Annotated in this window: 22 protein-coding genes and 1 tRNA gene; 17 read left to right on the forward strand and 6 right to left on the reverse strand. The window is 57.4% G+C overall.

Going from position 1 to position 19,115, the window contains the following annotated elements; all coding sequences use genetic code 11:
* Positions 1 to 220 precede the first annotated feature (220 nt).
* Together HP15_RS00915 and merR are read right to left on the reverse strand one after the other, a co-directional pair.
* The gene (locus HP15_RS00915) at positions 221 to 865 is read right to left on the reverse strand and encodes a class I SAM-dependent methyltransferase (protein ID WP_081449806.1); all 645 of its coding nucleotides are present in this window, start codon (positions 863 to 865) and stop codon (positions 221 to 223) included.
* A 92-nt stretch (positions 866 to 957) separates the two neighbouring features.
* On the reverse strand, positions 958 to 1,392 hold the full coding sequence (gene merR / locus HP15_RS00920; protein ID WP_014575808.1) for an Hg(II)-responsive transcriptional regulator: 435 nt from the start codon (positions 1,390 to 1,392) through the stop codon (positions 958 to 960).
* A gap of 73 nt (positions 1,393 to 1,465) precedes the next feature.
* On the opposite strand from merR, the gene merT reads away from it, so the two are divergent.
* The 5 genes from merT to HP15_RS00945 all read left to right on the forward strand — a co-directional run bounded on the left by merT (position 1,466) and on the right by HP15_RS00945 (position 4,585).
* Complete coding sequence (merT, locus tag HP15_RS00925) at positions 1,466 to 1,822, forward strand: mercuric ion transporter MerT (protein WP_041644887.1); 357 nt, start codon at positions 1,466 to 1,468, stop codon at positions 1,820 to 1,822.
* A gap of 15 nt (positions 1,823 to 1,837) precedes the next feature.
* A complete protein-coding gene (gene merP / locus HP15_RS00930; protein ID WP_014575809.1) occupies positions 1,838 to 2,140 on the forward strand; it encodes a mercury resistance system periplasmic binding protein MerP in 303 nt (100 codons plus the stop codon).
* A complete protein-coding gene (gene merF / locus HP15_RS00935; RefSeq protein ID WP_014575810.1) occupies positions 2,137 to 2,397 on the forward strand; it encodes a mercury resistance system transport protein MerF in 261 nt (86 codons plus the stop codon). The genes merP and merF overlap by 4 nt, the downstream gene beginning before the upstream one ends.
* Positions 2,339 to 3,793, forward strand: coding sequence for a mercury(II) reductase (gene merA, locus HP15_RS00940; RefSeq protein ID WP_227499682.1), 1,455 nt, complete (start codon positions 2,339 to 2,341; stop codon positions 3,791 to 3,793). Before merF ends, merA begins: the two co-directional genes overlap by 59 nt.
* A gap of 294 nt (positions 3,794 to 4,087) precedes the next feature.
* The gene (locus HP15_RS00945; protein ID WP_004578660.1) at positions 4,088 to 4,585 is read left to right on the forward strand and encodes a c-type cytochrome; all 498 of its coding nucleotides are present in this window, start codon (positions 4,088 to 4,090) and stop codon (positions 4,583 to 4,585) included.
* 549 nt (positions 4,586 to 5,134) lie between these two features.
* Here HP15_RS00945 and HP15_RS00950 read toward each other — a convergent pair.
* Positions 5,135 to 5,211, reverse strand: a tRNA-Arg gene (locus HP15_RS00950).
* Positions 5,212 to 5,404: 193 nt separating this feature from the next.
* Entirely contained in the window at positions 5,405 to 5,950 is a 546-nt protein-coding gene (locus tag HP15_RS00955) for a YaeQ family protein (RefSeq protein WP_014575814.1), read from the reverse strand.
* Between the two features lie 75 nt (positions 5,951 to 6,025).
* On the opposite strand from HP15_RS00955, the gene HP15_RS00960 reads away from it, so the two are divergent.
* The 12 genes from HP15_RS00960 to HP15_RS01015 all read left to right on the forward strand — a co-directional run bounded on the left by HP15_RS00960 (position 6,026) and on the right by HP15_RS01015 (position 17,398).
* Positions 6,026 to 6,385 (forward strand): CidA/LrgA family protein, encoded by a 360-nt coding sequence (locus HP15_RS00960; RefSeq protein WP_008169943.1) that lies wholly within the window; start codon positions 6,026 to 6,028, stop codon positions 6,383 to 6,385.
* A complete protein-coding gene (locus tag HP15_RS00965; RefSeq protein WP_014575815.1) occupies positions 6,375 to 7,097 on the forward strand; it encodes an LrgB family protein in 723 nt (240 codons plus the stop codon). Before HP15_RS00960 ends, HP15_RS00965 begins: the two co-directional genes overlap by 11 nt.
* Before the next feature lie 156 nt (positions 7,098 to 7,253).
* Entirely contained in the window at positions 7,254 to 8,816 is a 1,563-nt protein-coding gene (locus HP15_RS00970; protein ID WP_041644889.1) for an ABC transporter substrate-binding protein, read from the forward strand.
* Positions 8,817 to 8,893: 77 nt separating this feature from the next.
* Complete coding sequence (locus HP15_RS00975; protein ID WP_041644890.1) at positions 8,894 to 9,943, forward strand: ABC transporter permease; 1,050 nt, start codon at positions 8,894 to 8,896, stop codon at positions 9,941 to 9,943.
* Positions 9,940 to 10,872: an ABC transporter permease gene (locus HP15_RS00980; RefSeq protein WP_014575818.1), complete on the forward strand. Its 933-nt coding sequence runs from the start codon at positions 9,940 to 9,942 to the stop codon at positions 10,870 to 10,872. Before HP15_RS00975 ends, HP15_RS00980 begins: the two co-directional genes overlap by 4 nt.
* Before the next feature lie 4 nt (positions 10,873 to 10,876).
* Entirely contained in the window at positions 10,877 to 11,875 is a 999-nt protein-coding gene (locus tag HP15_RS00985; protein ID WP_014575819.1) for an ABC transporter ATP-binding protein, read from the forward strand.
* On the forward strand, positions 11,872 to 12,882 hold the full coding sequence (locus tag HP15_RS00990; RefSeq protein ID WP_014575820.1) for an ABC transporter ATP-binding protein: 1,011 nt from the start codon (positions 11,872 to 11,874) through the stop codon (positions 12,880 to 12,882). The genes HP15_RS00985 and HP15_RS00990 overlap by 4 nt, the downstream gene beginning before the upstream one ends.
* Positions 12,883 to 12,957: 75 nt before the next feature.
* Positions 12,958 to 13,872, forward strand: a complete 915-nt coding sequence (locus HP15_RS00995; RefSeq protein ID WP_014575821.1) for a LysR family transcriptional regulator — start codon at positions 12,958 to 12,960, stop codon at positions 13,870 to 13,872.
* Positions 13,865 to 15,181 (forward strand): Xaa-Pro dipeptidase, encoded by a 1,317-nt coding sequence (gene pepQ / locus HP15_RS01000; protein WP_041646065.1) that lies wholly within the window; start codon positions 13,865 to 13,867, stop codon positions 15,179 to 15,181. The genes HP15_RS00995 and pepQ overlap by 8 nt, the downstream gene beginning before the upstream one ends.
* Before the next feature lie 76 nt (positions 15,182 to 15,257).
* Complete coding sequence (locus tag HP15_RS01005; RefSeq protein WP_012139146.1) at positions 15,258 to 15,464, forward strand: bacterioferritin-associated ferredoxin; 207 nt, start codon at positions 15,258 to 15,260, stop codon at positions 15,462 to 15,464.
* Between the two features lie 89 nt (positions 15,465 to 15,553).
* Positions 15,554 to 16,030 carry a bacterioferritin gene (gene bfr, locus HP15_RS01010; protein WP_014575823.1) on the forward strand — a complete coding sequence of 159 codons (477 nt, stop codon included), beginning with the start codon at positions 15,554 to 15,556 and terminating at the stop codon, positions 16,028 to 16,030.
* Positions 16,031 to 16,039: 9 nt separating this feature from the next.
* Positions 16,040 to 17,398, forward strand: coding sequence for a phosphohexomutase domain-containing protein (locus HP15_RS01015; protein ID WP_014575824.1), 1,359 nt, complete (start codon positions 16,040 to 16,042; stop codon positions 17,396 to 17,398).
* Between the two features lie 143 nt (positions 17,399 to 17,541).
* Here HP15_RS01015 and HP15_RS01020 read toward each other — a convergent pair whose 3' ends face one another.
* Together HP15_RS01020 and HP15_RS01025 are read right to left on the reverse strand one after the other, a co-directional pair.
* Positions 17,542 to 18,669 carry a phospholipase A gene (locus tag HP15_RS01020; protein ID WP_014575825.1) on the reverse strand — a complete coding sequence of 376 codons (1,128 nt, stop codon included), beginning with the start codon at positions 18,667 to 18,669 and terminating at the stop codon, positions 17,542 to 17,544.
* 11 nt (positions 18,670 to 18,680) lie between these two features.
* On the reverse strand, positions 18,681 to 19,019 hold the full coding sequence (locus HP15_RS01025) for a hypothetical protein (RefSeq protein ID WP_014575826.1): 339 nt from the start codon (positions 19,017 to 19,019) through the stop codon (positions 18,681 to 18,683).
* Positions 19,020 to 19,115: the final 96 nt, after the last annotated feature.

The raw sequence follows: 19,115 nt of genomic DNA on the forward strand, positions 1-19,115 counted from the left end.
CGACTTCCGGTCCCGTGTACTCACGGGGCCGGATCCTTTTGAGCAGCTAAATAGTGCTTGCCGGCTCATCTTTCGGTGTAACTTTCAAGCTTGTACCGAGCGACATGCGAGACTCAGAACCTGGTCGCAATAAAGTGCGCCTGAATGTTCGCTTCGCGACCCTCCACCACCTCGATTTCCTAAACAAAAGCAGACCTTCGGTGGGCGGCAAAGACGCCGTCTAGTTTTTCGCTTCGATAATGTAGCCCCAAAGGGAGAGGAAACGATACGGCATTGGGAATTGGGAGAAGGTCACAGAAGTGAACCCTGCTTTTTGAAGTGCCTCTTCAAGTTCTTGCTTGCTATAAAGGTTTGCTTGCCACCATCGGCCGATAAGCGGACGTGTGAGCCAGTTCCTGCGGGTGATAAAGAGAACGAATTTTCCATCTGGCTTTAGTCGTAAACGAAGCGCTCGAAATCCTTCGCTCAAACGTTCTGTTGGAAGGTACTCGAACATCGATGCCGCAACGATTAGATCGTAATTGCCCCATTCAGCCGGCAAGCCCTGAGAGTCGAGCACATCTGCCTGTGCAATGTCGACGTTGTGGATAGCACGCTTTTGAAGCTTGGAACGAAAGCGATCAAGCATCGCCGGCGTCAGATCGAAGGCCTGAAGCGAACCAGGCACTATGCCCTTGCTAAGCAACGCGTCTCTAAGAGCGAGCGTTGCGATTCCAGAACCGCACCCGGCATCAAGCACACGAAGGCCTGACCGAAGGTGTGGCGAGCGACGGAAGTACGCGCGGATACCCTGGGGGTAGCACACAAGATTCACAAACCTAGCGTAAGTACTCACGCGACTGGTATACAAGCGAACGGGGTCCATAAAACAAAGGGTACCTTCACAAATGACTCTCGCATAGATGGTCTGTTTATGTGTATCGGGATAAGTCCACAAGAGGTTGATTGGTTCTGAAGCTAACCCTTTTGGCCTCTTGTCCCAATACCTCCCTCATGTAACGAAGCAATGAGCGGGCACGCGATGCTGTCCGGCTGTGCGTGGCATTGACTGACCATATCGCTCAGAGCCATCTCAATTTTGACCAGCCTTTCGATCTTTTCACGCACATCCTTCAGCTTGTGCTCGGCGAGCGCACTGGCTTCCTCACAGTGGGTGCCATCTTCCAGCCGTAGGAGGTCGCTTATCTCATCGAGACTGAAACCCAGGTGCTGCGCCGTTTTCACAAAGGTCAACCGATCAATATCGGCGAAACCGTAGCGTCGAATGCCACCCGGAGGCCGCTTGGGTTCCGATAACAGACCACGTCGCTGGTAATAGCGGATCGTCTCTACATTTACGTTGGCCGCCCTGGCCAAGCCGCCAATAGTCAGTGAATTAGCTTTATCCAACATGATGCTTGACTCCGTACTTGACTACGGAAGTAACCTTATCTCATCAAGTCCATGGGCAACAGGTGTAAACGTCATGTCGAAATTCAAATCTAAATCCGGAGGTGCTTCTCTCGCTGTCGGGGGGATGGCTGGAATTCTCGCCTCGGCTTGCTGTCTCGGGCCATTGGTACTTATCACTCTGGGCGTTTCCGGTGCCTGGATCGGCAATCTGACAGCTTTGGAGCCCTATCGACCGCTGTTCATTGGCGCGGCCATCGTCGCCATGTACCTCGCCTGGCGACGAATCTATCGCCCTGTAGAGCAATGCTCACCCGGTGAAACGTGTGCGATCCCTCAAGTCCGAAAGACCTATAAGATGATCTTTTGGGTAGTTACGGCTCTGGTACTGGTCGCTTTAGTGTTCCCTTACATTTTGCCCCTATTCTACTAAACGGAGATTTTCCTCATGCGTAAACAGCTTGTACTTGCCATGTTCCTCACTTTGCTCAGCATGTCCACCTGGGCTGCGTCTCAAACAGTGACGCTCTCGGTGCCTGACATGACCTGTTCCGCCTGTCCGATCACCGTCAAGCTGGCCTTAAGTAAGGTGGAAGGGGTGTCGCAAGTTTCCGTGAGCTACCCTGATCGAGAAGCCGTCGTCACCTTTGACGATGCGCTCACTTCCATAGAGGCGCTCACCGAGGCCACGAGCGACGCTGGTTACCCCTCCACTCCCACGGCCTCAGAGGCGACCCCGGAGGGGCAATGAAGAATCCGAAGAACCTGCTCAGAGTTGGCATAGTAGGCACTATTCTGGTTGCACTATGCTGCTTCACACCGATTCTGGTCATTCTTATGTCCACCGTGGGACTGGCCGCCCTGACGGGCTATCTCGACTATGTGCTTCTTCCGGCACTGGCGGTATTCATCGGCCTTACGGTCTATGCGTTCTGGCGGAAAAAACACTATGACGCCAGCTACGAGAGCAATTCCAAAGCTCCAAGGAGTTTCCCGAGTGAAAAATGACCAAAAACTGCATATTGCTGTAATCGGCAGTGGCGGAGCCGCCATGGCGGCTGCCTTGAAGGCAACAGAGCGCGGTGCCCGCGTCACCCTGATTGAACGTGGGACCGTCGGCGGCACCTGCGTAAATGTTGGCTGCGTGCCCTCGAAGATTATGATTCGTGCAGCACATATCGCGCATCTTCGAAAAGAAAGCCCTTTTGACGCGGGCATCAGTGCTGCGGCTCCTGAGGTAGACCGAGCGAAACTGCTTCAGCAACAGCTTGCACGAGTGGAGGAGCTGCGTGACACCAAGTACGAAAAGATACTTCGAGAACACAAGGACATCACAGTCCTGAACGGTGAGGCCCGGTTTCTCGACACCAATAGCCTGTTAGTCACGTTGGCTGAGGGTGGTGAAAAACCGGTTCATTTTGATCGCGCCTTTATTGGAACCGGAGCCAGACCGGCAGAACCGCCAATAACGGGGCTGGCAGACACTCCTTACCTGACATCAACCAGTGCCTTGACGCTGGATACCGGCCCCAAACGGCTGATCGTAATTGGTGCCGGTTTCGTTGCCTTGGAATTGGCTCAGGCGTTCGCCAGACTCGGTAGCAAGGTTACCGTTTTGGCCCGGAGCCGTGTGTTGTCCAGTGAAGATCCCGCGATCGGAGAGGCCATAGCGGGAGCGTTTAATCGGGAAGGTATTGAGGTGCTTAGCCAGACCCTGCCCAGCAACGTGGACTATAGCGACAACGAGTTCATCGTCGAGACGCCTGCCGGCACCTTACGAGCCGATCAGCTGCTGGTGGCGACCGGTCGAACTCCCAATACCGAGGCCCTGAACCTGGCGAGCATTGGCGTGGAAACCTCACGCGACGCAATTCAGGTGGATGAGCATCTGCAAACCACGGTCCCCGGAATATACGCTGCCGGAGACTGCACCAATCAACCGCAGTTTGTCTATGTCGCCGCTGCCGGAGGCAGTCGGGCCGCCATCAACATGACGGAAGGCGAGGCCAAACTCGACTTCAGTGCCATGCCTGGGGTCATGTTTACCGATCCTCAAGTCGCCACCGTTGGCCTCTCTGAAGCCGAAGCAGTTGCTCGGGGTTATAGCGTGGACACCAGGCTGCTCGACTTGGAAAACGTGCCGCGTGCGCTAGTAAACTTTGACACCCAAGGATTTATTAAGATGGTGGCAGAGCGCAACTCAGGCCGTTTGCTTGGGGTGCAGATTGTCGCAGCGGAAGGCGGTGAAATTATCCAAACGGCAGTGATGGCGTTACGAGCAGGTTTGACCGTTCAGGAAATCGGCGATGACTTGTTCCCTTATCTGACCATGGTTGAAGGATTCAAGCTCTGTGCGCAAACGTTCACCAAGGACGTAAAACAGTTGTCCTGCTGTGCCGGTTAATCGCTCCGGCTCTGGTCAACGCTAGCATTGTCCATAATTTGAACGTTCGCTTTGCGAGCCAGGCTAGCGAGCGGAAAATCCTTTTCTGAATCATAATTAAAGGCCTGGCAAGCCCCGATACCATAAACGCCCGATAGCATTACACGGAATTACGCGGGAAACTACAGAGAAAAAATCTATCCCGGTTTTCGGATATCGGTCATGATCACTCTGCCTATGACTGTTTACTGATTTGAACAATCAGGGCAGATTGGAAGCAATCAAGCATCACATAACGCGCAGGAAGCAAGTGAGATGGCTAAAGGCAATGGAACCAGAAAATATTCAGCACTGGCCTTGAGCGCGTTGATGTTATCCGGATGCATGGATGGTCACAACAGTCGCTACAGCGTCGACAACTGGCCAGCCAGTTTCAGCAGCGAAGGGGAACGCCTCTATTTCACTGGCGTTTCCAGCTCCGGTGAGAGGATCCGCCCGGTTGGCGGAAACCATCATATGCAGATGCACGGGGGCGGTTGTGCCACCTGCCATGGTTCTGAAAAGGAAGGCGGCGCCATCATGTGGCCGCGTTTCTGGGTGATGGCTCCGGCTTTAACCGACGCGGCGCTGCAGAGCGAACACGATGACGGCCACAACCATGCCTCTTATGACGAGTCATCGCTAAAAAAGGCCATCGTGAACGGTATTGGCCCCGATGGTGAGCCATTGCACGCTACGATGCCACGATGGAAAATTTCGGAGGAAAGCTTGAACGCGCTGGTTCACTATCTGATGGGTGAGCATTCGCATTGAAGCGTGGTTTGAGCGTGCTCAGTTTTTTATTTGCCCCCCTCGCCAAGCATGACACTTCCGGGCCTCAAACGGAGCCCTTTTTCATTGCCTTCGTCGGCCATTTTGAATGTTCGCTTTGCGACCGAAGCGAATATTCACGCTGAGTCCTGCCGGTCCTGACCCCACCTAAGGAGAAAGCTGTCTGGCTAAAGGCGAGCAGGTCAGAATGACAAATACTGTCAGAGGCGGTTGTAGCTCTTAGAGCCATATTTCCAGCCATGAATTGCTCCCACGGACGAGTGGTCTCGTTCGGCAATTTCTGTGTCCAGTAAGCAAAATGACGCGTTCAGGGCAAAGGTCAGAATTTTTGCGCTCAGAAAAATACCCGCAAAAGTCTGGACACACCGTGGACACAGTTTGGACACAGACCCAATTTCATGTGCCAAACAGGACAATTTCATAAGCAGTGCAGGGGTCGTTGCCTGATTCGACGCTTGAGCGTCTGCAGTTTCAGTATACGAGGATGAAAAGGAAGATTGCGCGGTGTAACTTGTTGAATTGCCATTGAAATGGCCCGCCCGTCAGGATTCGAACCTGAGACCTTCGCCTCCGGAGGGCGACGCTCTATCCAGCTGAGCTACGGGCGGATTTCAACAAGTTTGGCATGTTTGACCGTTGCCTTCGGTTCCGGATTTTTCTCTGACCCTTGCCTCCGGAGGGCAACGCTCTATCCAGCTGAGCTACGGGCGCTTCGAGCTCGACGATGACTCGCCGATTTCGAGTGCGCAATCTTACGTGCGTAGCGGGTGTCTGTCCAGCCCCCGGCGGCAAGTCCTGACCTCAGTTCTGGGGTAGTCGCTGCTCGGGGGTAATCGATACCAGATTGTTGTCATTGCTGAAGGTGACCTCGCCATCCTGGATGGTCACCTGGAAGCTCATGGACCGGTCCGCGAGCGCTGCCAGGGCCTCAGTGCTGTCGCCGGGTAGGTGAACAATGGTGAGGTTGTCGAAACGTTCCAGCTTGCCGTGATGTTTGTCCCACCAGACTGGGAATGCGCGATCGCCATAGGTGTAGAGGATCACTTTCCCGGCGCGGTTGCAGGCCTTCCTTATTCGGTCTTCTTCTGGCAGGCCAAGCTCGATCCATAATTCAATTTCGCCGGTCAGGTCTTTCTGCCACAGCTCTGGCTCATCATCGGTGCTCAGGCCTTTGGTAAATTCGAGGGTGTCGCTGGCGTTCAGGGCAAAGGCAAGCAGCCGGATCATCACGCGCAGGTCCGTTTCCGACGGATGCTGGGCGATGGTCAATTGATGATCCGAGTAGTAGTGACGGTCCATGTCGGCGATGTTGAGCGTCGCCTTGAGGATGGTTGCTTTGAGCGCCATGGGCTTCCTGCATTGGTATCGGGATAGGGGTTTGGGCTAGTGTAATGCAATTCTTTCCCGGGTGAGTGTAAGCGCATGCCGATGTTGCGTGGTTTTCTGGTTCTGGTGCTGTTTTTTATTCTTGGCGAGTCTGTGCGCCTGCTGCTGGCGTTGCCGGTGAGTGGCGGCGTGCTGGGGATGGTGGTCATTACCTTCACGCTGATGCTTAAAGGCAACGTGAGTGATGATCTTGCTCGGGCCAGCCAGGGGCTTATATCGGTGCTGGTGCTCTTGATCATGCCGGGGGTGGTGGGTGTGTTTTTCACGGCGAACCAGTTCTCCGGGCAGTGGCTGGCGGTTGCGGCGGCATTGCTGGTGGGCACCTTTCTCAGTGTGCTGACTACCTTGTTGTTGATGAAGGCGGTGACGAAAAGAGGCGTTAGCGATGGTGAGTGAGCTCCTTGCGCGCTTCCAGGCCCTGCCGGAGTCGCTTGCCGCCACCCCGATTCTTGCGATCGGTTTGACCCTCGGTGCCTTTTTTGCCGGCAACTGGCTGTTCTCCCGCATTGGCCGGCCTATCTGGCTGCCGCCGGTTGTTTTGTCTGCGTGTCTTTTATCTGGCTTCATCGCGTTGGCGGTGGATTACCAGGATTACCAACAGGGCGCGCGCTGGCTGACGGTGTTGCTGGGGCCTGCCACCGTCGCACTCGGGATTCCCTTGTACCAGCAGATGCACCATATCCGTGCCATGTGGCGCCCGATTGTGGTCACGCTGCCGATTGCCGCCACCATGGCGGCGGTTTACGCCGTGGTGATTGGCTGGGCTCTGGGGGCCACACCGGAGGTCCTGGCATCGCTGGCGCCCAAGTCGGTTACTGCGCCTATCGCCATCGGTATTACCGAGCAGTTGGGCGGTTCGGTGCCCCTGATGATGGGCGGGCTCCTGATCACGGGCGTGGTGGCAACCCTCTTCGTTGACCTGCTCGCGCGGCTTTTGCCTGTTGAGGACGAACGGATTCTGGGCTTTGCCCTGGGGCTGAATGGCCATGCCATCGGAACCGCGAGGGCGTTTGAAATCAGCCATAGCGCCGGCGCGTTTGCGTCTCTGGGAATGGGACTTACCGGTGTGTTTACTGCCCTGATCCTGCCTCTGGTTTTCCGGCTGTAAGTCTGCGCCAAATCAGGTCATTCACCTGGCGTATAGCCCCATGTCGCAATTTCGATTGCCCTAAGTGTTTTCCGAGACTAGCTTGTTGGCCAGGCATTCGGCGCCGTTCTGCGCCGATGTTCCGTGAAAATTCCTAAAACAGCGACGGAAAACGCGATGAAAAAACTGATTGCAGCATTTGTCGGTTCCATGGCCCTGGCGGCGGCGCCGGTAGCCCTGTCTGCCGAGGCGACCAAGGAACTGAAGATGGCGTACGACGCCGACCCCGTGACCCTCGACATTCATGAGCAGCTGTCTGGTGGCATTCTCCAGCTGTCCCATATGACCTTTGATCCGCTGTTGCGCTGGACCAAGGATCTTGGTTTCGAGCCGCGCCTGGCAGAGAGCTGGACCCGGGTTGATGAAAACACCATGCGCTTCAAACTCCGTGAGGGCGTGAAGTTCCATTCCGGCAACGAGCTGACGACCGCGGATGTGAAGTTCACTTTCGACCGCCTGAAGCAGAGCCAGGATTTCAAGGCCATCTTCAAGCCCTTCAGCGGCATCAACATCATCGATGATTACACCTTCGAGCTGGTCACCAGTGAGCCCTATCCGCTGCTGCTGAACACCGCCACCTATATCTTCCCGTTCGACAGCGAGTTCTACAGCGGCCAGACCGAAGACGGCAAAGACAAGAGCGCCATCCTCAAACATGGCAACTCCTTCGCATCCGAGAATCTGTCGGGCACCGGCCCTTACACCGTGACCGAACGCAAGCAGGGTGTCCGGGTCGAGTTCGAGCGCTTCGACGACTACTGGGATACCGAGTCCCCGGGTAACGTCGGCAAGATCGTGCTGACTCCGATCAAAGAGAACAACACCCGGGTTTCTGCGCTGCTGTCCGGTGGTGTCGACTTTATCGCCCCGGTTCCGCCCAATGATCTGGAGCGGATCCGCAACGACAAGAGCGCCAACCTGGTCACCATGAGTGGCACCCGCATCATCCTGTTCCACATGAACCAGAAGCGAGTGGAAGCCTTCAAGAACCCGAAGGTTCGCCAGGCGATTGCCTACGCCATCAACCAGGAAGGCATTGCCGCCAAGATCATGAAAGGCTTCGCCACCCCTGCCGCCCAGATGTCGCCTGAAGGCTACCAGGGCTATAACGAGTCCCTGACACCGCGCTTCGATGTGGCCAAGGCCCAGGAGCTGATGAAGGAGGCCGGTTACGAGGACGGCTTCACCATCACCATGATGGCGCCGAACAACCGCTACGTGAACGACGACAAGATCGCTCAGGCAGTGGCTGCCATGCTGGCACGCATCAACATCAAGGTGGATCTGAAAACCCTGCCAAAGGCCCAGTACTGGCCGGAGTATGACAACCGCGCCGCGGACATGATGATGATCGGCTGGCACGCGGATACCGAAGACTCCGCCAACTTCTACGAGTTCCTGACCTTCTGCCCGGATGCCGACACTGGCGCTGGCCAGTACAACGCCGGTAACTACTGCAACCCGGAAATCGACGCCCTGGTTCAGAAGGCCAACGTCGAAACTGACCTGGACAAGCGTGCCGCCATGCTGCAGGAAGTGGAACAGCGTCTGTACGACGATGCCGCCTTTGTTCCGCTGCACTGGCAGGATCTGGCCTGGGCCTCCAAGAAGAACGTGAACATTGAGCCGGTGCTCAATGTCATGAACTTCCCGTACCTGGGTGATCTGGTTGTTGAGTAACTGCCTTTGATGGCCGGCCGGCGCTGGAGTGATCCGGCGCCGGCCTTTTGTTTGCAAGCCTTATCCGGAAGCTTTCCATGTTAGCGTTTTTGGTTCAGCGGATTTCCCAGGCGTTTCTGGTCATGTTTGTGATCAGCGTGATTGCCTTTGCCATTCAGGATGGCCTCGGGGACCCGCTTCAGGAAATGGTGGGGATGTCCGTCTCCGAAGAGGAGAGGGAAGCCATTCGAGAGGAGCTTGGCCTGAACGACCCGATGGTGGTGCAGTACCTGCGGTTTGCAGGCAATGCGCTCCAGGGCGACCTGGGCAACTCCTATTTCTACAGCAAGCCGACCCTGGAAGTGATCGCCGAACACCTGCCGGCGACTCTGGAGCTGGTCATCGGTGCCAGTCTGATTATTGTGTTTCTTTCCGTGCCGATTGGTGTCTATGCCGCTATCCGGCCCCAGGCATGGTTATCCAAATTCTTTATGGGCGTCAGTACCGTGGGTATTTCCATACCGGTGTTCCTGACGGCCATTGTGCTGATTCAGCTGTTCTCCATTGGTGTGACGGTGAACTGGTTCCCGTCGGATACCGGCTGGGGTCAGTGGCTCAACGATTTCTTCAGCACCGAAGGCGGGCTGCCTTCCTACGGCCGTGGTGATGAGCTGACTCACCTTTTCGGCACCTGGGAGTCCGGTTTCTTCACCGGTACCGGGCTGATGCATCTGGTCCTGCCGTCCGTGTCGCTGGCCTCGATCATGCTGCCTTTGTTCATCCGACTGATCCGGGCCGAGATGATGGAAGTGCTGCAGAGCGACTATGTGCGTTACGCCCGGGCCAAGGGCCTGAGCGCCGGCCGCATTAACTTCCTGCACGCGCTCAAGAACACCATGCTTCCGGTGATCACCGTGGGTGGCGTGCAGATCGGCATTATGGTGGCGTACACCATCCTCACGGAAACCGTGTTCCAGTGGCCGGGCGTGGGCCTGATGTTCCTGGAGGCGATTACCCGCAGTGACATTCCGCTTATCGTGGCCTACCTGATGGTGGTGGGCCTGATTTTCGTGGTTACCAATACCCTGGTGGATCTGATCTACGGTCTGGTGAATCCCACCGTCAAACTGACAGGAAAGAAAGCATGACAACGGCAACGGTTTCCCGCTGGGACCGCTTCCGCGAGTCCTTCTTCTGGTACAGCTTCAAGCGCGACAAGGTGGCGATTGTCAGCTTTGCCGTGCTGCTGCTGATGGTGCTGGCGGCGGTGTTCGCGCCCCTCCTGGCGCCCGCCGATCCCTACGATCTGGCGCAGATCAACATTATGAATTCCGAGCTGCCCCCGGTGGGCATGAGCGGGGCTGATCCGGCATTCCCCCTGGGCACCGACGCCCAGGGCCGGGATCTGCTGTCCACCATTCTTTACGGTACCCGGGTGTCCCTGATGATCGGTTTCGGGGCGGTGGTCCTGCAGGCGTTTCTGGGCATTCTGTTCGGTCTCCTCGCCGGCTACCTGGGTGGCAAGGTGGATGCGGTGCTGATGCGCATTGCCGATGTTCAGCTATCGTTCTCCACCCTGATGGTTGCCATCATCGTGGGCGCAGTGTTCAAGGCCAGCTTCGGTAACCTGATGTTTGGCGAGATCGCCATTTACATGCTGATCTTCATCATCGGTGTCGCCGAGTGGCCCCAGATTGCCCGGACGGTTCGTGCTTCGGTGCTGGCGGAGAAAAAGAAGGAATACGTCGACGCCGCCAAAGTGATGGGCTTCGGGACCCGACGGATCATGTTCCGGCATATCTTGCCCAACACCCTGTCGCCGATTTTCGTTATCGCCACGGTCCAGATTGCCAACGCCATTATTTCCGAGGCGGCGCTGTCGTTCCTGGGGCTCGGTATGCCGGAGACCCAGCCGTCGCTGGGGTCGCTGATCAAATCCGGCTTTGACTACATCCAGAGCGGTTCCTGGTGGATCACCCTGATCCCGGGCCTGGTGCTGGTGGTGCTCGTGCTGGTCATCAACCTGTTGGGTGACTGGTTGCGGGATGTGATGAACCCACGGCTGTACAAGGGGTAACACCATGGCACTGTTGGAAGTAAAAGATCTTGATGTACGTTTTGCCGTGCGTGGTGGCGACCTGACAGCGCTGCGCGGCATCAGCTTCAGCCTGGACAAGGGCGAGCGCCTGGGCCTGGTGGGGGAGTCCGGTGCCGGCAAGTCGGTGGCTGCCTTTTCCATCCTGAACCTGATTGCCAAGCCGGGCTACATCGCCGGCGGACAGATCCTGTTCGAGGGCAGGGACCTCGCCGCCATGAGCGAGCGGGAGCTGCGCCGAATCCGTGGTAACCGTATCGCCATGATCTTCCAGGATCCGATGATGACCCTGAACCCGGTCCTCACCATCGGAACCCAGATGGTGGAGGCTATCCTTGCCCATCGGAAAATCAGTAAAAAAGAAGCCCGTGCCATTGCTCTGGACCGGCTGCAGAAGGTGCAGATTCCTTCTCCGGAGAAGCGTCTCGATCAATACCCCCATGAGCTGTCCGGGGGCATGCGCCAGCGGGTGATCATTGCCATCGCCCTGCTGCTGGACCCGGAAATCATCATCGCGGATGAGCCCACGACGGCTCTGGATGTCACTATTCAGGCGGAAATCATGGATCTGCTGCTGAACCTGTGCGAACAGGAGAACGTGGCGTTGATGCTGATTACCCACGATCTGGGCGTGGTTTCCCAGGTGACCCAGCGAATGCTGGTCATGTACTCCGGCCGGATTATCGAGCAGGGGCCGACCCGGGAAATTATCAACGATGCCCAGCACCCCTACACCCAGGGGCTGATCAATGCGCTGCCCCAGATGGGCGAGCCCGGCGAGCGGCTGTTCCAGATTCCTGGCTCCATGCCATCGTTGAAAAACGTGCCCTCGGGCTGTCCGTTCCATCCCCGCTGCAACTTCGCCACCGAGCAGTGCAAGCAGGCCATGCCGGAGTATGTGCGCTCGGGCAATGTGAATGTGGCCTGTTACGAAGTTGCCAACCTGATTGAACAGGAGAAACGCATGCAGGAGGCCGAATCATGACCTCCCCTCTGGTAAGTATCCGCGGTCTCGAGAAACGTTTTGACCTGTCCGGCAGCCTGCTGGAGCAGATCACCTTCGAAGGGGGGCGTTTCCGCCGCAAACAGGAGGCAGTCCATGCCATCAACGGCGTGGACCTGGAAGTGCAGAAGGGCGAGGCCCTGTGCGTGGTGGGCGAATCCGGCTGTGGCAAGTCGACCGTGGCCCGAACCGTGATGGGGTTGCTGTCGCCCAGCGCCGGCGAGATCCACTACGACGGCCAGCGCATCGACAATCTGGAGCGCAAGGATTCGCTGCCGTACCGGCGCAAGATGCAGATGATCTTCCAGAACCCCTATGCGTCCCTGAACCCGCGCATGACCATCCAGCAGACCCTGGAGGAGCCGATCCGGTTCCATCATCCGGACTGGTCCCCGGTGCAGGTGCGGGACAAGATCCATGAGGTGATGCATTCGGTCGGCATCGATCAGGACTGGGGCAACCGTTTCGGCCACGAATTCTCCGGTGGCCAGCGCCAGCGGATCGCCATTGCCCGGGCCCTGGCAGTCGATCCGGAGTTCATCGTGGCCGACGAGCCGATCTCGGCCCTGGACGTGTCGATCCAGGCCCAGGTGCTGAATCTGCTGATGGACGCCCAGGAAAGCCGGGGCTTGACCTACCTGTTTATTACCCACGATCTGGCGGTGGTGGAGCATTTCGGCACCCGGGTTGCCGTCATGTACCTTGGGCGGGTTTGTGAGCTGGCGGATACAAAAACGCTGTTTTCCGCGCCCCGCCATCCCTACACCCAGGCGCTGTTGTCGGCTATTCCGAAACTGGAGGACGACCGCCCCAACCACATCCGCCTGAAAGGAGAGGTGCCCACGCCGGTGAACCTGCCGTCGGGCTGCGTATTCCATGGGCGGTGCCCTTATGCCAACGAGCGATGCCGGCAGGAATTGCCCCAGCTGATCACCACGGATGGCGGAACCCAGGTTGCGTGCCACGCGGTGGAAGAGGGCAGGTTGTAACGGCGCCGCTGCGATAGGCTATGATGCCAGCAGCAGAACTCGCATCGATACAACGACATACCCTCAGGGGACTCCATGGAAGTACGCTGGTTGGAAGATTTTCTGGCGCTGGCCCGAACGCGCCATTTCTCACGTGCTGCCGAGTTGCAGCACGTGAGCCAGCCCACGTTCAGCCGCCGGATCAAATTATTGGAAGAAGCCATGGGCAGCACGCTGGTCAACCGCCAGACGCTGCCGCTCTCGCTGACGCCCGCTGGCGAGATATTCCGGGAGCTGTGCGAGCGGATCACCCGGGATGTCCGGGATACCCGTGATCGAATCAGCGCCCTTGAAGCCGAGGTGTCTGCCAGGATCAGTGTGGGTTCCACGCAGGGTCTGTTTTCGCATTTTTACCAGGGCTGGGCGAAAGACGCGGGCATTGCCGAGCGTTTGCAGCTCAATCTGAATGCCACCAGTTGGGTGGGGGAGCAGTTTCTGGAGGCGCTGGACAGTGGCGAGTGTGATCTGGTGCTGTGCTATTGGCATCCCGATCTGCCCTGGGGCGGGAGGCTGACTGCCGATAGTTACGACTGGCTGGTGCTGGCTCGCGAATCCCTGGTTCCGGTCAGTGTTGCTGACGATCAGGGGCATCCGCGGTTTGCCTTGCCCGGCAGCCCGGAACAGCCGGTTCCGCTGATCGCTTATCACAGTCGTGGTTTCCTGCAATCGGCGATTGAAGGCCACCTTGCCCGCAACAGGTTGACGGCCAATCTTTTACCCCTGAATGAGAATACCCAGTCCGCCAGCATCAAGGCGCTGGTGAAGCAGGGGTTCGGCATGGGGTGGTTGCCCCGGCGCATGACAGAAAAAAGCGAACAGTTCGGCAGTCTGGTGCGAGCCGGTGACGAAGGCTGGGATGTCCCCCTGGAAATTCGCCTGATCCGTCTCCGTGACACCCGGTCGGACGATCTTTTAACGCTCTGGAAAACACTGGAAGATGGCCATGCCTGATGATGCGCTGTTGTCGCTGCAGACCGATCACCTGAAAGAACTGCAGGCCCGATACGAATCGGCCCTGGCAGAGCATGGCTACGACAGCCTGCTCATTGCTTCCGGCGCCGCGCCTTACCGTTATGGAGATGACCAGGCCTGGCATTTCCAGGGTTATGGTCCGTTTCTGCACTGGACCGGGCTGGCCGGTCGCGAACACTGCTGGCTCTGGATCCGGGCCGGGCACAAGCCCGTGCTCTGGCTGTTCGAACCGGTCGACTTCTGGCACGCCAATTCGCCACTGGCGGAAGAGCCCTGGCGGCAATTCATCGAGGTTCGCAGCAGTGCCTCACCCGAGGCCCCGTTGCTCGATGATCCGGAAAGCCTTGCGGTGATCGGGGATCCTGCCCTGATATCGAATATTCCGGGTGAGAAAAACCCGGAGGCTCTTTTGAGGGATCTGGACGAGACCCGCGTGTGCAAAACGCCCTACGAAATCGAGTGTCTCGCACAGGCCAACAGACTGGCTCTGGCAGGCCATGCGGCGGCCCGGGAGGCGTTCCTGGTCGGTGAGAGCGAGTTTGGCATCAACCTGGCCTACCAGCAGGCAACTGGTCAGCGGGAAGCCGAAGCGCCTTATCACAGCATTATTGGTCTGAACGAGCACGCCGGGACGTTGCACTACCAGTATTACGATACGCAGCCGCCGGGGCAGACCCGCAGCCTGCTGATCGATGCCGGGGTCCGTTTTCGGGGCTACTGCTCCGATATCACCCGTACCACGGCAGGTCCAGAAGAGTCGCACTTCGCAGCGCTGATCCACGGTCTCGACCGGCTTCAGGTCAGGCTCTGCGACATGGTCGCGCCCGGGGTGGACTACATCGACATCCATCGCAAGGCCCATCAGGGGCTTGCCGCCCTGCTGTCGGCCACCGGTCTGGTTACCGGCCTGGATGACGAGGGCATCGTCGAAAAGGGCATCACCCGTGTGTTCTTCCCCCATGGCATCGGTCACTTCCTGGGCGTCCAGGTTCACGACGTGGCTGGAAAACCAACGCCGCCTCCGGACGACGCGCCGTTTCTCCGTCTCACCCGCCGGCTTGAACCCGGTATGGTGGTAACCATTGAGCCGGGTCTCTATTTCATTCCGTCGCTGCTGGATCCACTGCTGGAAGGCGAGCTGGGACAATATTTAAACCGGGAGCTGATAGGCCGGCTGAGAGGCTGCGGCGGAATCCGTATCGAGGACAACGTGGTGGTTACCGACGCAGGTTCGCGGAATCTGACCGGGGGTTGTGAGTCTCGCAACACAAAAGTTGCACAAATTTAAGCCAGAAGGCTTGCATTTCGAGATGCCAATGACAATAATTATCACTAACTTTTATTGTCATGGGTGAGTCATTGCTATGTACGTTTGCCTTTGCCACGGCGTAACCGACCGGGAAATTCGCGAAGCTGCCGATAACGGCGTGTCATCCATGCGCCAGCTTGGCAAAGAGCTGGGTGTGGGCACCCAGTGTGGACGCTGTGCCTGCACCGCCCGCGAAATCCTGCGCGAGAGCCGCACGCCCGATTACCTGGCCATGGCCAACATGCTCGCCCAGCCTGCCTGACCGGCACGATTGGCCGGTTCTGTTTTTCTCCTGCGCCATAAGGGGCTATCCTAAGACACTGATTCATTCGGCCATCAGGGAGCCCGACCATGAAAGGCGATAAAAAGGTCATCCAGCACTTGAACAAGGTCCTCGGCAACGAGCTGACCGCGATCAACCAGTACTTTCTCCATTCCCGCATGTACAAGGATTGGGGTATTACCAAGCTGGCCGCCAAGGAATACGAAGAATCCATCGACGAGATGAAGCATGCAGACCAGCTTATCGAGCGGATCCTGTTCCTCGAAGGGCTGCCCAATCTCCAGGATCTGAACAAATTGCTGATCGGCGAAAACGTCGAGGAAATGATCTCGTGCGATCTCAAACTGGAAGAAATTGCCCACACCGACCTGAAAGAAGCGATCCTCTACTGCGAGGAAGTGCAGGATTTCACCAGCCGTGAACTGTTCCGCAGCATTCTCGATAGTGAAGAAGAGCACATCGACTGGCTGGAAACCCAGCTGGAAATGATTTCCCAGATGGGCATCCAGAACTACATCCAGCTTCAGTCATCCGCCGCGGAGTAATTTCAGACAATGGACTTGTCCTGTTTTAAAGCCTACGACCTGCGAGGCCGGGTGCCGGATCAACTGAATCCGGTCCTGGCCGAAAAAATCGGGCGCGCCTACGTGGAAATTACCGGCGCGAAAAAAGTCATCGTGGGCTACGACATCCGGCTGTCCAGTCCCGACATTGCCGAGGCACTCAGCTCCGGTCTCATGGCCGCCGGCGCGGATGTGTTTGATATCGGCCTGTGCGGCACCGAGCAGGTGTATTTTGCCACCAGCCATTACAAAATGGACGGCGGCATTATGGTGACTGCCAGCCACAATCCCAAAGATCACAACGGCATGAAAATGGTCGGTCCTGAGTCCCGGCCTATCAGCTCCGACAACGGTCTGAACGAGATCCGCGACCGGGTGCTGGAGCCATTCGGTGATGCGCCTCAGCAGGGTCGCTACGAACCGCTTGAGGTGATGAGCGCCTACGTGGACCATCTCCTGGGGTATATCGATGCCGGTTCGCTCAGCCCGCTGACCATTGTCTGCAACGCCGGTAACGGCGGCGCCGGCCTGGTGATCGATGAACTCGAACAGCACCTGCCCTTTGAATTCGTGAAAGTGCACCACCAGCCAGACGGCCATTTTCCCAACGGCGTACCGAACCCGATCCTCCCGGAAAACCGGGCGGCGACGGCCGACGCCGTTATCGCGGAAGGCGCTGCCATGGGCATCGCCTGGGATGGCGACTACGACCGCTGCTTCTTCTTCGACGAAAACGGTCGTTTCATCGAGGGGTACTACATTGTTGGTTTGCTCGCCGACCAGTTCCTGCGCAAAACCGGCGGCGGCAAAGTCATCCACGACCCCCGTCTGACCTGGAACACCATGGACCTGGTGAAAGCCGCCGGTGGCGAAGCTATCGAGAGCAAGACCGGCCACGCCTTCATCAAACAGAGAATGCGTGACGAAGATGCCGTGTACGGTGGCGAAATGAGCGCCCACCACTACTTCCGCGACTTCGCCTATTGCGACAGCGGCATGATCCCCTGGCTGCTGGTTGCCGAACGCCTCTGCCAGTCCGGCCAGACCCTGTCGTCGCTCATCGATGCCCGAATCGAAGCCTACCCCGCCAGCGGCGAAATCAACCGCACCATCGATGATCCCCCCAAGGTCATCGCTGCGATTGAAGCCAAATACAGCGTTGGCGCCAAAAGCGTCAGCCACGTGGACGGCGTAAGCATCGAATTCGACGACTGGCGCTTCAACCTACGAATGTCCAACACCGAGCCGGTTGTACGGTTGAACGTAGAATCGCGGGCGGATATTCCGTTGATGGAAGAGAAGACGGAAGAATTGCTGGCAGAAATGCAGAGATTGAACGAGGAGAGGTAACTCCTTTTTTTGGGGCCGAGTGGGACGCTTGTCCTCATGAAACTGTGCGGAGCCAGGGATGGCGGAGCCCAAGCGTCACAGGGATGTGCCGCTAGGAGCGTGTTTCAGGAGGACAAGCGTTCCAGTCGGTCTTGCACCTGAAATCAGAGCCAGTCGTTCAGCATAATCCCGATACCGAACCGCTGAATCCGGTGGTTATAGTCGATCAGACTCTCCCCATATCCGTTGTAGTACTGGAAGAACCCCTTAACTGTATCCCCCATTGGGAAACTGTACCCGAACTCCACCGACGTTTTGTTATCATCCGACCGCAGGTTATTCATCAGCCGCAACGAAAACGTCCGATCCTCGGTCAGCTTGTATACCGCATGGTAATTGGCATACCCCAGGTAGCGCTGGATGTCCACATTATCATCGTCATTGTTCTCCGGAATCCGATACCAGGGCTGGACCATAAAGAGCCAGCGATCATAACTGTACGCGGCTGAGCCCATGATGCGATTCCAGCTCCGGGACCTCGGTTCTGACTGCCCGTTGGACTGGTGATTAAATCCGAGGGTTACGCCATTGAGTCGGCCCGGTCCGATATCCCAGTCGGTCTGGTATCGGGCGAATATCTCCGGCTCGTAGTTGGTTTCCCGGAAAGGCGCGGAGTCGTCCTGGTTGTACACCTGCCAGAACGAGGTCTGGGTATAGCCAAACCAGAGTGTTGTGCGGTCATCCAGAATTCCCGTCAGCAGTGGCACCTTGAAGCTGATCTGGTACTTGGCTTCTTCCCGTTCCAGGTCGTAGTCATAACCGATAGACCCGAGCCGGGGGCTCGATGGGGATTCGTTCGGGTCTTTTACCCAGCTCACCGGCAGGATGTAGGTGGGCCGGTGCCCCACAAAACTGCCGGAGAAGGAAAACACGGCTTTCTCGGCGGCCACATAGCGGTCCACCAAGGCAGACATAACGCCTGCGTCGGAATCGCCTTCCAGGGCACTGCCGGCAACGGCATCGAGATCTTTACCATTGGGCGCCAGTTGCTCCGCGCTCTTCTCGGCCTGTTCCTTGGCGCTTTCCGATGCCTGGGCCTGGCTCTCTGTGGGTTTGTAGAGGCTGTCAAAACAGGCCAGTCGCTTGATGCCATCGTCAATCAGGGCGCACTGTTCGGGTGAATCAATGGAGGGCGCTTCCTCAGTCTGTGCCGACACGTTTACAGGCACCGACAGCATCAACGAGAGGGTAGTGATGGCCGTGGGCGGCGCCAACAGGTGTGGGGATGTCATCAGATGCTCTCCTAGCTGGCGGTCAGACTGAACCAGGTGTTGGCAATGCCATAGATCCAGACGCCGATCAGGGTGACGGCCAGAAGTGAGAAAATAACCTTGTGCTTGAACCGGTTGCCACTTTCCGCCGAGGCTACCCAGCGCAGGTACATGAGGCCGATAAAACTGATGAAGACCCCGAGGCTGGCGAAGGCTGGAATCAGCAGCCAGCCAGCGCTGATGGTCTGACCGTCGCTGGTCTGGCTGGAAAACCACCCCATGGAAGCCAGCAAAACGGCAAGCGCTGTAAATTCGGCAATCAGCAGCGGTTTGCGCAACGGGTGGGGTGAAGTCGGTTCCGAATTGGTCATGGAAACAGGTCCTGAATGATGAAACGTCGGCGAACACCATGGTAACCGGATTGTTCGCGAAACACCCTCTGACTTACGAAATCGCAATTAAAATGG

It is taken from the genome of Marinobacter adhaerens HP15 (genome assembly GCF_000166295.1).
Lineage (GTDB): Bacteria > Pseudomonadota > Gammaproteobacteria > Pseudomonadales > Oleiphilaceae > Marinobacter > Marinobacter adhaerens.